This is a genomic window from Pseudomonas sp. PSKL.D1 (genome assembly GCF_028898945.1).
GTDB lineage: Bacteria > Pseudomonadota > Gammaproteobacteria > Pseudomonadales > Pseudomonadaceae > Aquipseudomonas.
The window spans coordinates 1,152,453-1,169,250 of record NZ_CP118607.1 but is presented as its reverse complement, the minus strand read 5'-3'; the positions used below and the strand labels follow the sequence as shown (position 1 = coordinate 1,169,250).

Genomic DNA, 16,798 nt, shown 5'->3' with positions numbered 1-16,798 from the left:
ACATGGATACTTTGAGCTACCTGGGCCAGGGCTTCGGCGTCGCCCTGAGCCCCTACAACCTGGTCACCGCCCTCACCGGCACCCTGATCGGCACCGTGGTTGGCCTGCTGCCGGGCCTGGGCCCGATCAACGGCGTGGCCCTGCTGATCCCCATCGCCTTCGCCCTTGGCCTGCCGCCGGAGTCTGCGCTGATTCTGCTGGCGGCGGTCTACCTGGGTTGCGAGTACGGCGGGCGCATCAGCTCGATCCTGTTGAACATCCCGGGCGAAGCCTCCACCGTGATGACCACTCTCGACGGCTACCCAATGGCACGTAACGGCCTGGCGGGTGTGGCACTGTCGCTGTCGGCGTGGAGTTCGTTCATCGGCGCGCTGATTGCTACCTGCGGCATGGTGCTGTTCGCCCCGCTACTGGCCAAATGGGCCATCGCTTTCGGGCCGGCGGAGTACTTCGTGCTGATGGTGTTCGCCATCGTTGCGCTGGGAGGGATGGCCGGTGACAAGCCGCTGAAAACCTTCATCGCCGCCCTGATTGGCCTGTTCCTCTCGGCTGTCGGCATCGACGCCAACAGCGGCGTATACCGCTTTACCGGTGACAGTGTGCACCTGGCCGACGGCATCCAGTTCGTGGTGCTGGTACTGGGGCTGTTCTCCATCAGCGAAATCCTGCTGCTGCTGGAGAAGACCCACCATGGCCACCAGGCAGTCAAAGCCACCGGGCGCATGCTGTTCAACTTCAAGGAAGCGGCCTCGGTGTTCGTGGTCAACATTCGCTGCGGCCTGCTGGGCTTCATCATGGGCGTACTGCCGGGGGCCGGTGCGACCCTGGCCAGTGCCGTGGCCTACATGACCGAGAAGCGCATCGCCGGTGAAAAAGGCAAATTCGGCAAGGGCGATGCCCGTGGCCTGGCTGCGCCTGAAACCGCCATCGGCGCCTCCTGCTGCGGCGCGCTGGTGCCCATGCTGACCCTGGGTGTGCCAGGTTCGGGTACCACGGCGGTGATGATCGGCGCCCTGACCTTGTACAACATCACCCCGGGCCCGCTGCTGTTCGAACAACAGCCGGACATCGTCTGGGGCCTGATCGCTTCGCTGTTCATCGCCAACATCATGCTGGTGATCCTGAACATCCCGATGATCCGCATCTTCACCCGCATCCTCGCCGTACCGAACTGGGCGCTGGTGCCGGTGATCGCAATTATCACCGCAATCGGCGTGTACGCCGTGCATGCCACCACCTTCGACCTGTTCCTGATGGTGGGCATCGGCATCATGGGCTACATCCTGCGCAAGATGGACTTCCCGCTGTCACCGATCCTGCTGGGCTTCATCCTCGGCGGCCTGATGGAGCAGAACCTGCGCCGGGCGCTGTCGATCTCCAACGGTGAACTGGGCATTCTGTGGTCCAGCCCGATCAGCATGGGCGTGTGGGTGCTGGTAGCCTGCATGCTGACCCTACCGCTGCTGCGCATCTGGCGTAAACGCAGCCAGCAGCGCCGGGCCGTGGCTGATGCCTGACCGGTCACTACCGCTGTTTTGGGCAACCGGGCTGGTCGGCCTGGCGGGCGGATACCTCGCCAGCCAGGTCGGCTGGCCTTTGCCATGGATGGTCGGCTCGTTGCTGGCGATCATCCTGGTGCGTTGCCTCACGCCCTGGCAGCTGTCGGAAATACCCAACGGCCGCAAGTGCGGGCAATGCATTATCGGCCTGGGCATCGGCTTGCACTTCACCCCAGCGGTGATCGAGCAGGTGGCCAGTCATTGGCTGCTGATTGTCGGTGCGGCGCTATTCACTACCCTGTCGAGTGTGATCGGTGTCTGGCTGTTACGGCGCACTGGTGAAGACCGTGCCACCGCGTTCTTTGCGAGCATGCCCGGCGGCTCGGGTGAAATGGTCAACCTCGGCGCCCGCAATGGCGCGGTGCTCAGCCAAGTGGCGGCGGCGCAGAGTTTGCGGGTGCTGGCGGTGGTGCTGTGTGTGCCGGCGCTGTTCAAGTTTTTGCTGGGTAACGGCGTACCACTCAACCATGCCGGCAGCGTGAGCTGGGCCTGGCTGGCCTTGATCGCACCGCTGGGTGTTGCCATGGGCTTTGCCTGGCAACGCCTGCGCCAGCCCAACCCATGGCTGTTCGGGCCATTGCTGGTGGCAGCGAGTGTCAGCCTGGTGGCCCACCTGCAGATTGCCTTGCCCAACGGCGCCAGCCAGATCGGCCAATGGCTGATCGGCAGCGGCCTGGCCTGCCATTTCAACCGCGCGTTCTTCCGCCGTGCGCCCTCGTTTCTGGGCCGCACACTGGTAGCCACGGCGTTGTGCATGGCAATTGCCGGCAGTGCGGCGTGGGGGCTGAGCCTGATGACCGGGCTGGACTTCCGGTCGCTGACGCTAGGCATGATGCCGGGCGGCATTGCCGAGATGAGCCTGACGGCGGAAACCCTGCAGCTGTCGGTGCCACTGGTAACGGCTTTGCAGGTGATGCGGCTGCTGTTCGTCCTGTTCCTGGCAGAGCCATTGTTCAGAAAATGGAACCAAACTCGCTAGCAGCGGACTTGCCTGCCCCCGCACAGCCCGCAACTCTGCCCGGCTCATCAATTACAAGGGCGGCAACGCCCAATTGATCGGCGCCAGCCCACGCTGCTCAAGAAACCCGTTTGCCCGGCTGAAATGCCCACAGCCCAGGAAGCCTCGGTACGCCGACAGCGGCGACGGGTGCACCGACTTGAGCACCAGGTGTTTGGTGCCATCGATCAACTTCTGCTTGCTCTGGGCATGCGCCCCCCACAGCAGGAACACCACATTCGGGCATTGTTCACTGACCACCTGAATGATCCGGTCGGTGAAGAACTCCCAGCCCTTTTTGGCATGCGACGCGGCATTGGCGCGTTCCACGGTCATGGTCGTGTTCAGCAGCAACACGCCCTGCTCTGCCCAGCTTTGCAAGTAGCCATGACTGGCAATCGGGATGTTCAGGTCGCGCTGCAGCTCTTTGTAGATGTTCACCAGTGATGGAGGCGTCGGCACTCCGGGCTGCACCGAAAAGCACAGGCCATGGGCCTGGCCTGGGCCGTGGTACGGGTCCTGGCCGAGGATCACCACCTTGACCTGCTCCAGCGGCGTGGAGTTGAGCGCATTGAAGATCAGCGGCCCCGGCGGGTAGATTTCCTTGCCCGCCGCATGCTCTTCGCGCAGGAATTCACGTAGCTGGTGCATGTAGGGCTGGTCGAACTCGGCGCGCAGCGCGGCCTTCCAGCTGGGTTCGAGTTTGATGCGGTCGTCGTCAGTCATGGGGCCATCCGTAAACAATGGCGCGACACTAGGTAAGCCATCCCCCCTTGTCAATCGATCCGACCGACGACCGGCATGATCGGCCATGCAGGCCATACTGGTGGAATGACTTGAGCGAGGTAGTCCATGGCCATTCACTGCGAGGTACTCACCGGCGCCGACGGCGCCCGCATCGGTATTGCCAGCCTGGATGCATCCCAGGCACTCAATGCCCTCAACCTGCCAATGATCGAAGTGCTCGGCGAGCATTTGCACGAATGGGCGCGTGACCCCGGCATCGTATGTGTGCTGCTGCGAGGCAATGGCCCCAAGGCATTCTGCGCCGGTGGTGATGTGCGGGCGCTGGCTCAGGCCTGTCGTGAGCACCCCGGCAGCGTGCCACCGCTGGCAGCTACTTTTTTTGCCGCCGAGTACCGCCTTGACCATCTGCTGCATACCTACACCAAGCCCTTGCTGTGTTGGGGGCATGGCCATGTGCTGGGTGGCGGCATGGGGCTGCTGCAAGGTGCCAGTGTGCGCATCGTCACACCCAGCAGCCGGTTGGCGATGCCCGAGGTCAGCATAGGGCTGTACCCCGACGTGGGCGCCAGTTGGTTCCTCGCCCGCCTGCCAGGCAAACTTGGGCTGTTTCTGGGGCTGACCGGAGCCCCCATGAACGCCCGTGATGCACTCGATCTCGGTTTGGCTGACCGGTTTCTGGGCGAGCACCAGCAGGACGCCCTGATCGAAGAACTGCTGCAACTGAACTGGCAGGAGCAAACCGAACTGCAACTTAACAGCCTGCTGAAGGCTGAACAGCATCGCGCCTGGGCCGAGCTGCCCGAGGCACAATGGTTGCCCAGGCGCAAAATGATCGACGACCTGCTGGATGTGGCGGACCCCGCCGCGGCTTGGCGAGCGCTGGATAGTCTGAAACACCACGCCGATCCATTGCTGGCTGCAGCAGGGCAACGGCTGCATGACGGGTGCCCGCTGACGGCACACCTGGTCTGGGAACAGATTCGTCGGGCACGGCACCTGTCACTGGCTCAGGTGTTCCAGATGGAATACAGCATGAGCCTCAACTGCTGCCGTCACCCGGAATTCAGCGAAGGCGTGCGCGCCCGCTTGCTGGACAAAGACAACCAACCGCGCTGGCACTGGCCGGATGTGGCGCAGGTGCCAGCGGCGGTGGTAGAGGCGCATTTCAGCAAGGTGTGGGAAGGGCGCCACCCGCTGGCTGACTTGGGTTGAAGGGGTTGCCAGGCAACCCCTTCCAGATCACCGCTGCCAGTTCCGGTCTTGCCCCCGGCCCCCGTCTGGCCGGCGGTCACGATCCCCACGCCCATTGGAATGCCAGCGATCGTTCTGATAACGCCGGCTGTCATTGCGGTAATCATGGCGGTCGCGGTCGCGCCCGTAGTCGTACCGCTGGCGATTGCCGTAGTCATTGCGCGGGTTGCCGTGCCACTGGTTCATCCCCGGCTGCGGATGAGGCCGGTATTGCGGCACCGGTGCGGGGCGGTAGTAACGCGGCGCTGGCTGGTAGTAATAGCGCGGCTGCGGCGCCACGTAGTAGCGGTCATAACGGTAATAGCCCGGCGCCACATAGCGATCAGAGGTGTAGTAATCCGACCGGTAATAGCTGCCGCCCTCGTAATAGGGCACGCAGGCGGTAGTCATCAGACCCAGCAGGGCGACCAACAGAATTCGATAGGACATGGCGGCCTCCTGGACCGCAGGGGTGCCCGTGCAGCGGCGCTGGCGGGCGCCGATGGAAAGCGTTCATCGGCAATGAATAAGACAGTCACGCCAAGGTGCAGTGCCATTTCAGCAACAATTTGAAACAGCTCGGCAAGCCCCTAAAATACATGCAGTCTTTTTCCGGTCATCTCACTAGAATGAGCCACCTGGCACATATCACGGGACGATCATGCCTGCACGCTCTGCCCTGTTCTCACAGCGCTCGTTGACCTTCGCCCTGCTGATACTGCTGGCCTGCGGCTTTCTTGGCACTTCGCTGCTGAGCTACTTCGCTTCGCGCGGCGCAATTCGCGACGGCATCATCAATACCGAGTTACCGCTCACCTCCGACACGGTGTATTCGGAGATCCAGAAAGACCTCATTCGCCCTGTTCTGATTGCCTCGATGATGGCTCAGGATACTTTCCTGCGGGACTGGGTGCTGGCCGGCGAGCAGGACACTCGGCGCATCACCCGCTACCTGCGCGAAGTCATGGGCAAGCAGGACACCTTCACCTCCTTCTTCGTCTCCGACCGCAGCCTGACCTACTACCAGGCCAAAGGCGTGCTCAAGAAGGTCGAACCCGGCACATGGCGCGATGCCTGGTACTTCCGCCTGCGCGATCTGAAGGCGCCTTACGAGATCAACGTTGACCTGGACATGGCCAACCAGGACAGCCTCACGGTGTTCATCAACTACAAGGTGATGGATTATCAGCAAGGCTTCATTGGGGCTGCCGGCGTGGGGCTGAGCGTGGCGTCGGTGGTCCAGTTGATCGACAAGTACCAGCGGCGCTACCAGCGCTCGGTGTTTTTCACTGACAGCAATGGCAAGGTACTGCTGACTGGCTCCGATGGCGGCCCGCATGGCCTGCGGGTTGGCCAGTCGCTGAGCGACAATCCCGAACTGAACGAGGTACTGGCACAGCACAATGTGCCAGGTGAAGGCAGCCACGAGTACGCCGACAGTGCCGGGCACAGCCATTTTCTGAATGTGCGGCAGCTGCCGGAGCTGAACTGGTACCTGTTGGTGGACAAGCGCGAGGCCGGGACTCTGGACCGCATCCGCCACTCGTTGTACCTGAACCTGGCCATCTGCACGATGATCACCCTGGTGGTGCTGTCGTTACTGCACGCCATGATCCGGCGCCACCAGGCCAGCACCGAGGCACTGGCCACCCTCGACAGCCTTACCGGCCTGCCCAACCGGCGCAGTTTCGACTTGCTGGCTGCCCAAGCGTTGCAGGAAGCTCAGCGTGACTGCGCGCCCTTGGTGGCGCTGCTGATCGACCTCGACCATTTCAAGGTGCTCAACGACACCCATGGCCACCTGGCAGGCGACGAAGTGCTGCGCCAGTTCGCAAACGTGCTGCAAGGCAGCCTGCGCCAGTCGGATATACTCTGCCGCTGGGGTGGCGAGGAGTTCATCGTGTTGCTGCGCGAAGCCGAAGGCAGGCAGGCCATCGATGTGGCAGAAAAGATCCGCCGCCGCACCGAACAGCTGACCTTCAACTACGACGAGCAACCGCTGCGCCTGACCACCAGCATCGGCCTGAGCGGTTTGCAAACCGGCGATACCTTGCACACCTTGCTGACCCGCGCCGACCGTGCGCTTTACCGTGCCAAGCAGAGCGGCCGCAACCGCGTTTGCAGTGAAACACTCGGACCAGACCATGAATGAAAGCCAGCACTGCCCCGCCTGTGGCGCCCTCAACCAGTGCACCCTGGCCGACCCTCGCAGCGCTACCCAGGCCTGCTGGTGCTATGGCGTGACCATCGACCCTGCCGTGCTCAAGGCCCTGCCAGCACAGTTGCAAGACAAATCCTGCCTGTGCCCGCGCTGCGCCCAGGTGCTTGACCAGCTCAACGGCCTGCAAACCGATGAGGAAAACCGCTAGACTGCGCCCCCGCCAGCCCTGCCCCATCGTCACCATGCGCCTCGACCGTTTTCTTGCCAACCTGCCCTGCTACAACCGCCAGCAAGTGCGCCTGCTGCTGGTGCAGCGCCGTGTCCGGGTAGACGACGAAGTAGTGACCGACCCTCAAGCCGAGGTGCGCGAGTTCAGCCGCGTGGAGGTGGACGATCAACTGCTGCAGGCAGGCCGACCGGCCCGCTACCTGATGCTGCACAAACCCGCTGGTTGCGTCAGCGCCACCCAGGACCCGCAACACCCCACGGTGCTGGACTTGCTGCCCGCCGATGTGCGCGACGGCCTGCACATCGCCGGTCGGCTGGACTTCAATACAACCGGGCTGATGATTCTGACCAACGATGGTCAATGGTCACGGCGCCTCACCCAGCCCGCCACCAAGCTGCCCAAGCATTACCTGGTCGAAACCGAGGACGACATTGGCGAGCACTATGTCGCCAAGTTTCTTGAAGGGTTTTATTTCGCCTTCGAAAACCTCACCACCCAGCCCGCCCAGCTCGACATCCTCGGCCCGCGCCGGGCACGGCTGGCGATCGTGGAGGGGCGGTACCACCAGGTCAAACGCATGTTCGGGCATTTCGACAACAAGGTGGTGGGGTTGCATCGTGAGAGCATGGGCGCGATCCGATTAGACCCAGACCTGGCACCGGGGGCATTCAGGATGCTGACGGATGCAGAAGTCGCCACTGTCTAGGTCGGCCATTGCAGGCCGCGATGTCGTCATACGACCGTCCAGCAGCAAAAGTCACAAAATTCCCTGAACGGCACTTGCGGGATCCTCACCCTGCTGCTTGAATCCAAATCGTCAGTCTGCATGTGACCTGCCAGTCACAGCCGCAGTCGAAGACACCTTTTGCCGGCTACCCAAGGCCTAGATGCCATGGGGCACGGCAAATTGCCCGCCTAAAACAATGCCGTCGACACGTGTACGAAGGATCGACACAGGGCCCCGGATTTTTCTTCAGGCAAATGCCTACCTGTCATAAAGCACGTGCACCCTAGGTGACGCGAATACCCTTTTTGCGCCAGGAGTCGATGACATGAGGCCAGAAATTGCTGTACTTGATATCCAAGGTCAGTATCGGGTTTACACGGAGTTCTATCGCGCGGATGCGGCCGAAAAGACGATCATCCTGATCAACGGGTCGCTGGCCACCACAGCCTCGTTCGCCCAGACGGTGCGCAACCTGCACCCGCAGTTCAACGTCGTGCTGTACGACCAACCCTATGCTGGCAAGTCCAAGCCACACAACCGCCAGGAACGGCTGATCACCAAGGAAACCGAGGCGCACATCCTCCTTGAGCTGATCGAGCACTTCCAGGCCGACCATGTGATGTCGTTTTCCTGGGGCGGTGCCTGCACCCTGCTGGCGCTGGCGCACCAGCCACGCCTGGTGAAGAAGGCCGTGGTCAGTTCGTTCTCGCCGGTGATCAACGAGCCGATGCGCGACTACCTGGAGCGCGGTTGCCAGTACCTGGCCGCCTGCGACCGCTACCAGGTTGGCAACCTGGTGAACGACACCATCGGCAAGCACCTGCCGTCACTGTTCAAGCGTTTCAATTACCGGCATGTCAGCAGCCTGGACAGCCACGAGTATGCGCAGATGCATTTCCACATCAATCAAGTGCTGCAGCATGACCTGGAACGGGCACTGAACGGCGCACGCAACATCAACATCCCGGTACTGTTCATCAACGGCGACCGTGACGAGTACACCACCGTTGAAGATGCCCGGCAGTTTGGCAAGCACGTGGGCAACAGCCAGTTCAGTGTGATTCGCGATGCCGGCCACTTCCTCGACATGGAACACAAAAGCGCCTGTGAAGATACCCGCAGCGCCATGCTCGGCTTCCTCAAACCGACCGTGCGCGAGTCCCGTCAACGCAACACGTATACGCAGGGACAGCATGCATTGGCCATCTGAGCGCATCGGCGTCCTGTAGCCATTACCCGCAGGCTATGGGCGCCGACAGCTTTTTAATAACCGGGGCTTCTAATTCGAGGTAGGTTCTGGTAAAAAGGCGAACATCAAGCGGGTATAGTTTAGTGGCAAAACGAAAGCTTCCCAAGCTTTAGTTGAGGGTTCGATTCCCTCTACCCGCTCCAAATCGCATTCCCCGCATGGCGTTCCGGTAACGTCACTGCTGTCAAAAGGAGCCTTGGCTCCTTTTTTCGTTTTTGCCGTCCTTTGCGCATATGCTTTACGCACCCGCGAAACATATCGAAAGGAATGCGCATGTTTCTCTCCCGCTGGCTGCCGGGCCTGGCCAACCTGCTGCACTATCGTCGCGAGTGGTTCCATGCCGACCTGCAGGCCGGGTTGTCGGTGGCGGCAATCCAGATCCCCATTGCCATTGCCTATGCGCAGATCGTTGGCCTGCCGCCTCAATATGGCCTGTATGCCTGCGTGCTGCCGATGATGGTCTATGCCTTGGTAGGCAGCTCACGCCAATTGATGGTCGGCCCCGACGCGGCCACCTGCGCGATGATAGCCGGTGCGGTGGCGCCGCTGGCCATGGGCGATCCACAGCGCATAGCCGAACTGTCAGTCATCGTTACCGTGCTGGTAGGGATGATGCTGATTGCCGCGGGCGTGGCGCGGGCCGGATTCATTGCCAGCTTCTTCTCGCGGCCAATCCTCATCGGCTACCTCAATGGCATCGGCCTGAGCCTGATCGCCGGGCAGCTGTCCAAAGTGGTGGGGTTCAAGATTGAAGGTGACGGTTTCGTGCTGAGCGTGGTCAATTTTTTCCAGCGCCTAAACGAAATCCATTGGCTCACGCTGCTGATCGGCATGGCCGGCCTGGCACTGTTGATCTGGCTGCCACGCCGTTACCCTCGCCTACCGGCAGCCCTGGTCACCGTTGCTGTGTTTACCGTACTGGCCGGGGTGCTCGGCCTGGACCGTTTGGGTGTTGCCATCCTCGGCCCGGTGCCCGCCGGCATGCCGCAACTGGCGTGGCCGCAAAGCAACCTGGCAGAAACCAAGAGCCTGCTGCGCGACGCACTGGGTATCGCCACGGTCAGTTTCTGCAGCGCCATGCTCACGGCCCGCAGCTTTGCCGCACGGCATGGCTACGCCATAAACGCCAACCACGAGTTCGTCGCTCTGGGCGTGAGCAACCTGGCGGCGGGCCTGTCACAAGGCTTTGCCATCAGTGGTGCCGACTCGCGTACCGCCGTCAATGACATGGTGGGCGGCAAAAGCCAGCTGGTCGGCATCATTGCGGCCATGGTAATTGCCCTGATCCTGCTGTTCTTCACCGCCCCCATGGCATGGATCCCACAAGCAGCACTCGGTGCTGTGCTGCTAATGGCCGGCTGGGGGCTTATCGACATCCGCTCGTTAGGCCGCATAAAACGCCTGAGCCGTTTCGAGTTCTGGTTGTGCCTGCTGACCACAGCCGGCGTGCTCGGCCTGGGCGTGCTGCCGGGTATCGTGTTTGCCGTGACCTTGGCGATCTTGCGTTTGCTCTACAGCATCTATCAGCCCACCGATGCCGTGTTGGGCTGGTTACCGGGCACTGAAGGCCAGGTCGACATTCGCAAGCACAAGGAGGCGCGCACCGTCCCGGGCCTGGTGGTGTACCGCTTCGACGACGCAATCCTGTTCTTCAACGCCGACTACTTCAAGATGCGCCTGCTCGAAGCCGTGCAAAGCCAGGCCCAACCCCAGGCCGTACTGTTCGACGCCGAAGCGGTAAGCAGCATCGACGTCAGCGGCATTGCGGCCCTGCGGGAGGTGCGTGACACCCTGGCTGCCCAAGGTATCCACTTTGCCATCGCCCGCGCTCGCGGCACGTTCCTGCGCATGCTGGTGCGCTCGGGGATGGCGCGGGAAATGGAGGAGAAGCTGCTGTTCGGCTCCGTCAGGGCGGGGATTCGGGCATACCGGGTGTGGCGGAACAGGCAGCGTAAAGCGCCAGAGGCCTAGCAAGGAAGAATCCTACAAAACGCTCAGAAGTGGATGATCTGCTGCCGGCTCTAAATTCGCTAGCGTCATAGCACCGCGCAGACAGCTGCGCCGGACAGTCTACCCTCCTGTAGCGCTGGGAAATCCAGCGACTACGCCAATGGCGTATACCCTGCTATGCTTTTCATCGAAACACCGATCTTTTCCAGAAGCGTTAAAGAGCTACTTGACGACGAAGCCTACCGATTACTGCAGATCCAGTTGATGCTTTCACCGGATTTGGGTGACCTGATGGAAGGCACCGGAGGTTTGAGAAAAGTGCGCGTTGCTGCTAATGGGCGGGGCAAGCGAGGTGGAGCCAGAGCCATCTATTACCATTTCGTCGCTTCATCTCAGATAGCCATGCTGTACATCTATCCGAAGAATGAACAATCTGACTTGTCTACCGAACAATGCAAAGCACTTAAGGGTGTAGTCGAGCACTGGAGGCGCACATGAGTAAATTTTTTGAAGAGCTGCTGGAAAGCGTTCAACAAATGGATGAAATCGTTCAAGGCAAGCGCCCTGCTTCACGGGTGTTTGAGATCGACGCCCTTCAAGTCAAGGCCATTCGTCAATCTACGGGATTATCACAGGCCCGCTTCGCCGGGATGATCGATGTCCAGGTCGCCACGCTAAGAAACTGGGAGCAAGGACGAAGGGAACCTACTGGCCCGGCGAAAGCCCTCTTGCGGGCGATACGAAACGATCCCGACCACGTCCTGAAAGCATTGGCTCATTGAACACGGCCATCTTTCGAACTAGTAATCCAGATCGTCCAGCGTTACCGACTCTGATCGAGTCGAGCGTTGGTAGAAGCGCATCAACTCACTTGTACGATTGGTAAATATCCCGTCCACCCCTGCCTTCATCGCTTTGTCGAAGTCCACAGGCTCGTCAAGGGTGTAAACATGCACCAGCAGCCCCCGCTCGTGGCTGGCCTGGTTCATCCAGGGCTGGATCAGGTCGGCGTAGCTCTGCTCCCCCAGTGCCGTACGCGTGGCCGATGGGCCGGTGCCGATGGCACCGCCCTGCTTGGCCAGGTCAAGCCAGCGCAGGAACTCGGCCTTTTCCCTGGGTTGCTGACGCGCGTAAAACGCCGCCTTATCGGGTTCGCCAGAGGCTGCGAAGTCTTGCCCGGATGCCGGGGCGATTGCCTGGGTGCCAACCCATAACAGCAAGATCTTCGGCACCTGAGGCATGGCTTCGTGCAGCAACGCCAAGCTTTTGCGATCGAACGTCTGCAGCACCACACGGCCCGGTCGGTCGAGCCAGCCTCGGGCGTCGAGGCGTGCCTTGAGGTCCTGTTCAATACCGGGAAACTGGCCAGGCACCTTGGTTTCGATGTAGAGGCCGGGTTGGCGCCCAGGATTGCCTTCGGCGATATCGATCACTTCGTCCAGCGTGAGGATTGGCAGCTTTGCGAAAGATGCCCGAGCGCGATCAGGGTACGCGTGGTTGAACCAACTGCCCGCATCCAGGCTCTTGAGTTCGGCGAGGGTAAAAGCACTGACGGGGCTGTTTTTGCGCTCCGGGAACCGTTCAGCGACGTTGCTGGTGCGCACCAGTACATCGTCGTGAACTACCACCAGCACGCCGTCGCGGGTGCGCTGAAGGTCGAGTTCCAGATAGTCGGCGCCCTGTTCGCGGGCCAACAGGTAGGCAGGCGCGGTGGACTCCGGGGCGTCGTACGAAGCGCCCCGGTGGGCAATGACGGCCGGGTAAGGAATGCCTTGAGCGCCAGCCAGTGTTTTACCGCCCTCGGCCCGAATCGCGGGTGCAGACAGCGCCACCAACAAAGCCAAGGTATGCAGCAGGGATCGGTGCATGATGGAACTCCTTTTCTGAGGCGACACTGCCATTGCAAACACCAAGCCTCGCACAGCTTGCGTGACATGCTAAAGTCGCCAGCGTTTCCCGCACCACCCGAATGGATACAGCATGCCCGCTCTCGACGCCCACCTTGCCACCTGGCCAGACTTGAACCAACGCCACCCCTGCGACGCCCTGTTGCTGGGCAACGGTGCCAGCCGTGCACTGTGGAAGCCGTTCGGGTATTTCTCACTGTTCGAAGAAGCGCAACGTGCGGGTCGCAAAAAGGGCCTGGCAATCAGTGACCAGGCGCTGTTCAAATCCCTTGGTACCGAGTTGTTCGAGCCCGTGTTGAGCACGCTCAACCATACCGTGCGTGCCAATGCCGCACTGGCGATCAACTCCACCGCGCCGCTCAACCGCTATTACTCGATCAAGGAAGGGTTAATTCACGCCACACGCACCGTGCACGTGCCTTGGCCACTGATGCCGCCGCAAACGCTCGCCTCGATCAACCAGGCCCTGCGCACCTACCGCAGCGTCTACACCAGCAACTACGACCTGATTTTGCCTTGGGCTGTGAAGCACGCGGCACAAGGTTTTGCCGTGCTCTTCGACGAGGAAGGCTTCTTTGACGTACGCCGCACCCGCACCAAGGGCACTCGCATTCTTCACCTGCACGGTGGCCTGCACCTGCTGAAACTGCCCGACGGCAGCACCCGCCAACGCAGCGCCGAAAGCGCCGAATTACTGGACGGTTTTGCCGTAAACATCCCGGGCGAAGTACCCTTGTTCGTCAACGAAGACCGCAGCGAAGAAAAACTACGGGCAATACGTAATTCGGATTACCTGAGCTGGTGCATGGGGCAGTTGGCGACTGAAAGCCAAGGTCTGTGCCTGTTCGGGCAGCACCTGGACAGCAGTGATCAGCATTTGCTGGATGCCATTCGCCAGGCCGGGCCAAAGCATCTGTCGATTGCCATTCGAGCGGTGAGTGAGGCTTCGGTGGTCAATCAGAAACAGCATTTCGTCACGCGGTTCGGGGACCTGCCGGACACCCAGCTGCATTTCTTCGATGCCAGCACCCACCCGTTGGGGCTACCTGAGCTGGCCATAGACGTGCCAAACGGCCAGCGCTGAACCGTGCTACGATGGCCGGTCAGTGCGCCAGCGCTTGTGGCGCACCGAACACACGCTCATGTGCCCGAATCACGTTGACGGTCATTGCTTCTCTGGCCAGCTCCACGATTTGCTCACCAATGGCATAACTGCCCCGGGCCTGTAACCACGCCAGCACTTCCGCAAGATGCCAGAGCGAAGTGCTGCCCTCATGAATGGGGGCGGGGAAGCTGTGCATGTGAGCGAGCATCAGTTTGCGCATGTTCTGGCGCGATACCCCCACTAGCTCAGCGACATCAGTGAGCCCAACCAGATCAGGGGTCGCCTCGATCAGACGAGCGCCCGGCACCGCCTGGCGCACATCATTGAGCGCGCTTGCAATTGCCTCTTTGGCAGATGACGACTCTCGCACGAATGCCAAGGCCAGCCTTCCCGGTTGACCGATACCCACCAAGGCATCGTCACAGCCTGCCTCGGCCAAGCGCTCCAACAGCGCATCGGCATCCTCGCCTTCGGCAAGTTGATACTTGAGGGTGAATTCGTATTCCATTGCTAAAACTCCTGCGCGGTGCCCGTGGCACATTTCGCCATATTGGTGCCCGTGCAGTTGTCCACCACGCGTCGCAATTGACGCGCGTGGTTGCCAGGACTTTTTGGCGTGCTCCAGATGCTGGTGATGCAGAACTCTCCGCATCGGCAATCAGAGTCATTGAGCGGGCAAAGCATCTTTCCCCAACAGTGACCTCCTCCTGCCACCACTTTCCATCCCTGTGATTCAGCATGCTTCAAGGCCTGCTCGACCTCTTTCCTTGCATGAGTGGGGCGTGACATCAGCTGCTCTCCAGTGTGGGCCAATGGCAACTAGGTTGTCAAATGACAACTTCATTACCTGGCAAATGACCAAGCCACACTACAACGCTACTGACGCAAGATTTGTCCGTTCAAGAGTCTTGGGAAATGTCCTACTTGAATTCCAGACGACCACCCGATCAGATCAACCCATCCCCTCGCAACAGCGTTTCCAGGCAATGCTCCTGCACCCCATAAAACGCCTTCAGCTGGTCGATCTTCGCCAACAACGCCGTGTTGTCCCCCACCTGCCGGCGCTTCACCGCAAGAATCATCTTGTTCTTGTTGGTGTGCTCCAGTGAGATGAATTCGAAGACCTTGGTTTCATAACCGCAGGCTTCCAGGTACAACGCACGCAAGCTGTCGGTGAGCATTTCTGCCTGTTGGCCCAGGTGCAAACCATACTGCAGCATCGGTTGCAGCAGCCCCGGGCTGTGCAGTTGCGGGCGGATCTGCTTGTGGCAGCACGGCGAGCACATGATGATCGCGGCATTGCAGCGGATGCCGGTGTGAATGGCGTAGTCGGTGGCAATGTCACAGGCATGCAGGGCGATCATGACTTCGATGGCCTCGGGCACCACGCTGCGCACGTCACCGCACTGGAACTCCAGGCCTGAATGCTCCAGCCGTGCGGCGGCGGCATTGCACAAGTCGACCATGTCCTGACGCAACTCCACGCCAGTCACCTGTGCCTCGCGGCCAAGGCTGTTACGCAGGTAATCGTGCATCGCGAAGGTCAGGTAGCCCTTGCCCGAACCGAAGTCTGCCACCCGCAGTACCTGCCCAGCAGGTACCGGCGCATTGGCAAGTGCGTGGTCAAAGACCTCGATGAATTTGTTGATCTGCTTCCATTTGCGCGACATGGACGGAATCAGCGCAGCCTGGGCATCGGTCACACCCAAGTCCCGCAAGAACGGACGCGACAGCTCCAGGTAGCGCTTTTTCTCCCGGTCATGGCCGGTGCTGACAACGACCTCACGCGGCGCCTGCGCGCCATGGCGCTGAAGCATCGGCTTGCCCTTCTTGCTGAAGGTCAGTTGCACTTCACCTTCGCCATCGAACAAGTGGGCATTGCGGAAGCTCTCCGGCAGCAGCTCGGCAACCAGTGCCTGGGCCTGCTCCAGCGCAAGGTTACGGGTGATGTCGCGGGTCTGGTGGCGGTAGACCAGTGACAAGTGCGGTTGCCCCTTCACCTGCAGCGGCTTGGCGATGATGCGCTGCAAGGTCTGGTCGGCGCCGACATGGCGCGCCAGCACCAGCTTGACCAGCGTGTTATCGCGCAGGGCAACGCTCAGCAGGTCAAGAAACTGGGTGCGCGCATCGGGCGCGGAGGAAGCAGGGTTACTGGCGGACATGGGAAAACAGGTGCCTCGGTTAGCGAAGCGCACATTCTACACGCTAGCCGTCCAGGCTTTCAGTCGATGATCACCAGGCGGTTGGGCAATTCGTTGCGCGCATGGGTGCGCGGCACCGGCTCGCTGAGCAGCTCGGCGCAAGCATCGATGCAGTCGACGAACCCTTGCAGCGTATGGCCGTTACGCACTTGCTCTGCAAACCGGGCAACCATCGCTGCCCGCGCCCGGGCATCCAAATGATGATCGATGCCTTGGTCAACCAGAATCTCTACATGCCGTTCTGCCTCGGCGACAAAGATCAGCACGCCCGTGCCGCCGGCCGTACGTTGCAGGTTCTGTTCACGAAACTGCTGCCGGGCCAGGCTCGAAGCCCGCCAGCGCCGCAGCACACCGGGGATCAGCCAGGCCGCCACGGCGGGGTGACGCAGCATCAGGCACAAGCCGACAAACAGCACAATATTAGCCACCAGCAGCCCACGCATGCCGGGCCATCCGAGGATCACCTGCATAAGCCCAGGCAAGGCCAGCGCCAATACCGCAGCCCAGAACAGTGGCAAATAGGCGTAATCATCGGCCCGCCGGGCCAGCACGGTCACAAGCTCCGCATCGGTACGCCGCTCCGCCCGGGCAATGGCCTCGGCGATCTGGCGCTGCTCGTATTCATTCAGGGGGGTCATGCCTTCGGTCTCTTGGCGTTCTTATAGTTGTTGTCCCGGCATTCGGGTGTTCCTCCGCAAGCGACATATTCAGGCATAATCCGCCGCTGGAAGAATTG

At 61.1% G+C, this 16,798-nt stretch carries 18 protein-coding genes and 1 tRNA gene; 12 read left to right on the top strand and 7 right to left on the bottom strand.

Annotation, left to right across the window (positions count from 1 at the left end; all coding sequences use genetic code 11):
• Positions 1 to 2: 2 nt before the first annotated feature.
• A complete protein-coding gene (locus tag PVV54_RS05145) occupies positions 3 to 1,517 on the top strand; it encodes a tripartite tricarboxylate transporter permease (RefSeq protein WP_274908907.1) in 1,515 nt (504 codons plus the stop codon).
• The gene (locus PVV54_RS05140) at positions 1,510 to 2,538 is read left to right on the top strand and encodes an AbrB family transcriptional regulator (protein WP_274908906.1); all 1,029 of its coding nucleotides are present in this window, start codon (positions 1,510 to 1,512) and stop codon (positions 2,536 to 2,538) included. The genes PVV54_RS05145 and PVV54_RS05140 overlap by 8 nt, the downstream gene beginning before the upstream one ends.
• A 51-nt stretch (positions 2,539 to 2,589) precedes the next feature.
• On the opposite strand, the gene ung is transcribed toward PVV54_RS05140, so the two are convergent.
• Entirely contained in the window at positions 2,590 to 3,282 is a 693-nt protein-coding gene (gene ung, locus PVV54_RS05135; protein WP_274908905.1) for a uracil-DNA glycosylase, read from the bottom strand.
• A gap of 126 nt (positions 3,283 to 3,408) precedes the next feature.
• Between ung and PVV54_RS05130 the strand changes: the two genes are divergently transcribed.
• Positions 3,409 to 4,515, top strand: coding sequence for an enoyl-CoA hydratase/isomerase family protein (locus tag PVV54_RS05130; protein ID WP_274908904.1), 1,107 nt, complete (start codon positions 3,409 to 3,411; stop codon positions 4,513 to 4,515).
• A 27-nt stretch (positions 4,516 to 4,542) separates the two neighbouring features.
• Here the strand turns inward: PVV54_RS05130 and PVV54_RS05125 are convergent, their stop codons facing one another.
• The gene (locus PVV54_RS05125) at positions 4,543 to 4,983 is read right to left on the bottom strand and encodes a hypothetical protein (protein ID WP_274908903.1); all 441 of its coding nucleotides are present in this window, start codon (positions 4,981 to 4,983) and stop codon (positions 4,543 to 4,545) included.
• Positions 4,984 to 5,194: 211 nt separating this feature from the next.
• Between PVV54_RS05125 and PVV54_RS05120 the strand changes: the two genes are divergently transcribed.
• The 8 genes from PVV54_RS05120 (at position 5,195) to nadS (ending at position 11,631) form a co-directional block, all read left to right on the top strand.
• A complete protein-coding gene (locus tag PVV54_RS05120) occupies positions 5,195 to 6,685 on the top strand; it encodes a sensor domain-containing diguanylate cyclase (protein WP_274908902.1) in 1,491 nt (496 codons plus the stop codon).
• Positions 6,678 to 6,902, top strand: coding sequence for a cysteine-rich CWC family protein (locus PVV54_RS05115; protein WP_274908901.1), 225 nt, complete (start codon positions 6,678 to 6,680; stop codon positions 6,900 to 6,902). The genes PVV54_RS05120 and PVV54_RS05115 overlap by 8 nt, the downstream gene beginning before the upstream one ends.
• Before the next feature lie 34 nt (positions 6,903 to 6,936).
• Entirely contained in the window at positions 6,937 to 7,629 is a 693-nt protein-coding gene (locus PVV54_RS05110) for a pseudouridine synthase (protein ID WP_274908900.1), read from the top strand.
• A gap of 346 nt (positions 7,630 to 7,975) precedes the next feature.
• Positions 7,976 to 8,860: an alpha/beta fold hydrolase gene (locus PVV54_RS05105; protein WP_274908899.1), complete on the top strand. Its 885-nt coding sequence runs from the start codon at positions 7,976 to 7,978 to the stop codon at positions 8,858 to 8,860.
• Between the two features lie 108 nt (positions 8,861 to 8,968).
• A tRNA-Gly gene (locus PVV54_RS05100) sits at positions 8,969 to 9,042 on the top strand.
• Positions 9,043 to 9,172: 130 nt separating this feature from the next.
• Entirely contained in the window at positions 9,173 to 10,870 is a 1,698-nt protein-coding gene (locus PVV54_RS05095; RefSeq protein ID WP_274908898.1) for a SulP family inorganic anion transporter, read from the top strand.
• A gap of 156 nt (positions 10,871 to 11,026) precedes the next feature.
• Positions 11,027 to 11,347: a type II toxin-antitoxin system RelE/ParE family toxin gene (locus PVV54_RS05090; RefSeq protein ID WP_274908897.1), complete on the top strand. Its 321-nt coding sequence runs from the start codon at positions 11,027 to 11,029 to the stop codon at positions 11,345 to 11,347.
• Positions 11,344 to 11,631, top strand: a complete 288-nt coding sequence (gene nadS / locus PVV54_RS05085) for a NadS family protein (RefSeq protein WP_274908896.1) — start codon at positions 11,344 to 11,346, stop codon at positions 11,629 to 11,631. The genes PVV54_RS05090 and nadS overlap by 4 nt, the downstream gene beginning before the upstream one ends.
• An 18-nt stretch (positions 11,632 to 11,649) precedes the next feature.
• Here the strand turns inward: nadS and PVV54_RS05080 are convergent, their stop codons facing one another.
• Positions 11,650 to 12,717, bottom strand: coding sequence for a glycerophosphodiester phosphodiesterase family protein (locus PVV54_RS05080; RefSeq protein ID WP_274908895.1), 1,068 nt, complete (start codon positions 12,715 to 12,717; stop codon positions 11,650 to 11,652).
• Between the two features lie 112 nt (positions 12,718 to 12,829).
• Here PVV54_RS05080 and PVV54_RS05075 point away from each other — a divergent pair, with 112 nt between their 5' ends.
• Positions 12,830 to 13,840 carry a DUF4917 family protein gene (locus tag PVV54_RS05075; protein ID WP_274908894.1) on the top strand — a complete coding sequence of 337 codons (1,011 nt, stop codon included), beginning with the start codon at positions 12,830 to 12,832 and terminating at the stop codon, positions 13,838 to 13,840.
• Between the two features lie 19 nt (positions 13,841 to 13,859).
• Here PVV54_RS05075 and PVV54_RS05070 read toward each other — a convergent pair whose 3' ends face one another.
• The 4 genes from PVV54_RS05070 to PVV54_RS05055 form a co-directional block, all read right to left on the bottom strand.
• Positions 13,860 to 14,369 (bottom strand): helix-turn-helix transcriptional regulator, encoded by a 510-nt coding sequence (locus PVV54_RS05070; RefSeq protein WP_274908893.1) that lies wholly within the window; start codon positions 14,367 to 14,369, stop codon positions 13,860 to 13,862.
• Positions 14,370 to 14,371: 2 nt separating this feature from the next.
• A complete protein-coding gene (locus tag PVV54_RS05065; RefSeq protein WP_274908892.1) occupies positions 14,372 to 14,650 on the bottom strand; it encodes a hypothetical protein in 279 nt (92 codons plus the stop codon).
• A gap of 158 nt (positions 14,651 to 14,808) precedes the next feature.
• Entirely contained in the window at positions 14,809 to 16,023 is a 1,215-nt protein-coding gene (locus PVV54_RS05060) for a class I SAM-dependent methyltransferase (protein ID WP_274908891.1), read from the bottom strand.
• Between the two features lie 59 nt (positions 16,024 to 16,082).
• Entirely contained in the window at positions 16,083 to 16,700 is a 618-nt protein-coding gene (locus PVV54_RS05055) for a TPM domain-containing protein (protein WP_274908890.1), read from the bottom strand.
• Between the last annotated feature and the right edge of the window lie 98 nt (positions 16,701 to 16,798).